Below are 2,756 nucleotides of genomic sequence, written 5' to 3'. Positions count from 1 at the left end.
TCCCGAAGCCTTCCTTCAGGCGGGCGACAGCTTTCCGCTTGGCCGCGGGGGTCACCATTTCTTTCCCACAAGATCCTTCAACGCGGCATTGTCGAGCATGGCGTCGGCCAGAAGCCGCTTCAGCCGCGTGTTCTCGTCCTCCAGCGCCTTCAGCCGCCGAGCCTCGGACACATCCATCCCGCCGAAGCGGGCCTTCCAGTTGTAGATCGAGGCGTCGCTGACCCCGTGCTTGCGGCACAGATCGCCAACCGATACCCCGGCCTCGTGTTCCTTCAAAATTGCGATGATCTGCTCTTCAGAGAAGCGGCTGCGTTTCATGTCCTGGTCCTCTCGATGGGCCAGAACGAACTTCAAACCGGATTAGATCAGAGGGGCAAGGTCACGTTCAACCAGATCCGCAAGGGCAGCTTGGCTCGATGCACCGGGTTATGGATCTATGGATCGTCACCGTGAACCGGAACCGGCAAGCGCCGTTGGAGCATTCATAGAAACCCGATCGCGCACGCCGCTTTCCGGTATTGCCACCAGCAAGCGGTATCGAACGCTTGTAATCACAGGCCGATGCCGCCGCCCACGAGCTGATCGGCCATCGAGGATTGACGCGCCCTCGTTGTCCCCAGCCACGCTCCTGCACCAGATCGGCCTTCAGAAGCCTCTTGGCAGGGCAATCTACCTATCGACTTCGGGCTAAATCCCAACCGGCGAGCAGTCTTCCAGCACCATTCGTTCCTTCACCTGGTTGTGCGCGCCCCCCGCAAACCCTAACCAGCCGAACCGGGGCCTGGAACACAACACCAGGCTCACGTCATGGCGCGAGGTGAATGGTGCAGGCCCTCTGTTTCGCAACAAACGTAAAAGGTCAAGCGTAATAAATCTGTAACATAAATTAACACACTTATAAAATTTGCTCAAAAAACTCATGATAGAGTGCCACACAGGTATAGGACATAGGCGACAGGATGACTGCTTTTGTCGATTCCGAACTAGTGACTCTCTCCGCTCGTTCACGTGGATTTTTCACCAATGCTGAGTTATATGCTCCCGGGTTCCCCAACGCGATCTTAGTGCGCGGCAGGTTTGATCTCGAAAGCTATACGGACGACCTGTTTAACCTGCTGGCGTTACACTGCCCTGCCAGCCTGTCTGCAGCGGTGACCATGCGCCGTGCTGAGTTTTTAGCCGGGCGAGCGATGGCACACGCGGCATTGCGGGCGCTGGGGCAAGGCGCTGCTGAGATTCCAATCGGCCCAGGCGGGGCTCCACTCTGGCCTTCGTCGTCCGCTGGCTCGATAACGCATACGCGTGGGCATTGCGCTTGTTTCGCCATCGCCAGTGGCAACTGGCGGGCAGGCGTCGACGTTGAGGCGCTGGCCAGCGGTCGTGCTCTGGATGCGATCCTAAACATGACCACCAATGAGGATGAGCGTGCCTTGATCGCTCGACAAGTGGTCCTCGCTCCAGACTGGCTGGCGAGCCTGGTTTTTTCGGCCAAGGAAACGCTCTTCAAAGCGCTCTATCCTGTGGCAAGGCGCTTATTCGGATTCGACTGTGCAGAGTTACGAACGACGCCCAGAAACGGGCAGCTACGACTGCATCTAACACAAACTATCTGTCCTGAATTGATCGAGGGTCAACACTATGACATTCGTTTTAGCATCACTGCTGGGCATGTGTTGACCTGGTTGGCCGTAAGAGACCAGTATGCGTCAATGTAGCAGCTCCGGCTGATACGTTGTCGAGACACCCGAAGCCTTGGAACCGGGGGGCTGGAGATGGCGGCGGCCGTCGGCCGCCGCGCCCGCCAGGATAGCGCGTCTCCAGCAATACCACGCCATTAGTATGAGCGGGTTCGGTGCGTTGCTGTGCCAACCGGTTTGCGATGCCGCGCACTTCGTGCGCGGATCAGGGCTCAGGTGGGCTGGTGCCCCGCCGTTTTCACGCAGCGCGAGAAACGTGTTCACAGGGCTTTCCAAGCACCCATTCCTGAGGCCACCCCCAGTATTTGGAGATCATGCCAAATGGCGACAAAAACCTTGAAGTACGAGATGCCACGATTGAAGGCTTCCCCGAGTTCGGCGATTGAGCACGTCTATGCCGAACTGAAGAACGCTTTGATGTCTGGGGAATTTTCGCCCGGGCAGCCGATGCGTCTCAAGGAACTGGCTGTCGCATTTGGCACTAGCCACATGCCGATCCGCGAGTCGCTCAACCGGCTCAGCGGCATCGACATACTCGAACGGACGCCGCGTCAGTCCGCGCGAGTTCCGATGATCACTGCTGAAGGCCTACGCGATCTTCTACAAGTGCGCCTTTTGAATGAAAGGCAGGCCGTGGTCTGGGCGGCGAAGAAATCGTGCGGCAAGAGCCTGAACTATATCAGGGAAATTAATCTCAAGATGGATCTGCTCAATCTGAAGAATAACTCTGACGTTAAGAAGTATCTAAAACTGAATCAACTATTCCATTTTGCGGTTTACAACCTCTCTCAAAATAAAGTTTTGATGAACACGATTGAGACGCATTGGCTTCATGCCGGCCCAATCCTCAGCTTGAGGCGAAAGGAACCAAATTTTGTTCCAGGCCACCATAATCATCGCGAAATCATCGACCAATTGGAGAAGGGCAAAGGCTTGGCAGCCGCCGACGCCCTCGAGCGCAACATCATGGAAGCGCATGAGCAGATTTTTGCGATTCTTGATAAGTGCGACCTGAAGGATCGTGCGGGAAATCGAGGCGCTGCCTGGGGTACCTAGGAA

The 2,756-nt window shown here is 56.5% G+C and carries 2 protein-coding genes and 2 pseudogenes; 2 read left to right on the top strand and 2 right to left on the bottom strand.

Translation table 11 applies throughout. The features are described 5' to 3' along the window. Both EOA24_RS33300 and EOA24_RS43475 read right to left on the bottom strand, forming a co-directional pair. Positions 1 to 318 (bottom strand): annotated as a pseudogene (locus EOA24_RS33300) (transposase); the annotation flags it as partial. 50 nt (positions 319 to 368) lie between these two features. Further along, a pseudogene (locus EOA24_RS43475) lies at positions 369 to 559 on the bottom strand (hypothetical protein); the annotation flags it as partial. Positions 560 to 959: 400 nt separating this feature from the next. Here EOA24_RS43475 and EOA24_RS33295 point away from each other — a divergent pair. Further along, positions 960 to 1,715, top strand: a complete 756-nt coding sequence (locus EOA24_RS33295) for a 4'-phosphopantetheinyl transferase superfamily protein (protein WP_127410544.1) — start codon at positions 960 to 962, stop codon at positions 1,713 to 1,715. A 303-nt stretch (positions 1,716 to 2,018) separates the two neighbouring features. Beyond that, entirely contained in the window at positions 2,019 to 2,753 is a 735-nt protein-coding gene (locus tag EOA24_RS33290; protein WP_127410543.1) for a GntR family transcriptional regulator, read from the top strand. The last annotated feature ends 3 nt before the right edge of the window (positions 2,754 to 2,756 follow it).

Source organism: Mesorhizobium sp. M2A.F.Ca.ET.039.01.1.1 (assembly GCF_003998035.1).
Classification (GTDB): Bacteria; Pseudomonadota; Alphaproteobacteria; order Rhizobiales; family Rhizobiaceae; genus Mesorhizobium.
Note: the sequence above shows the minus strand (reverse complement) of the source record. Positions and strands in the feature narration are given on the sequence as shown.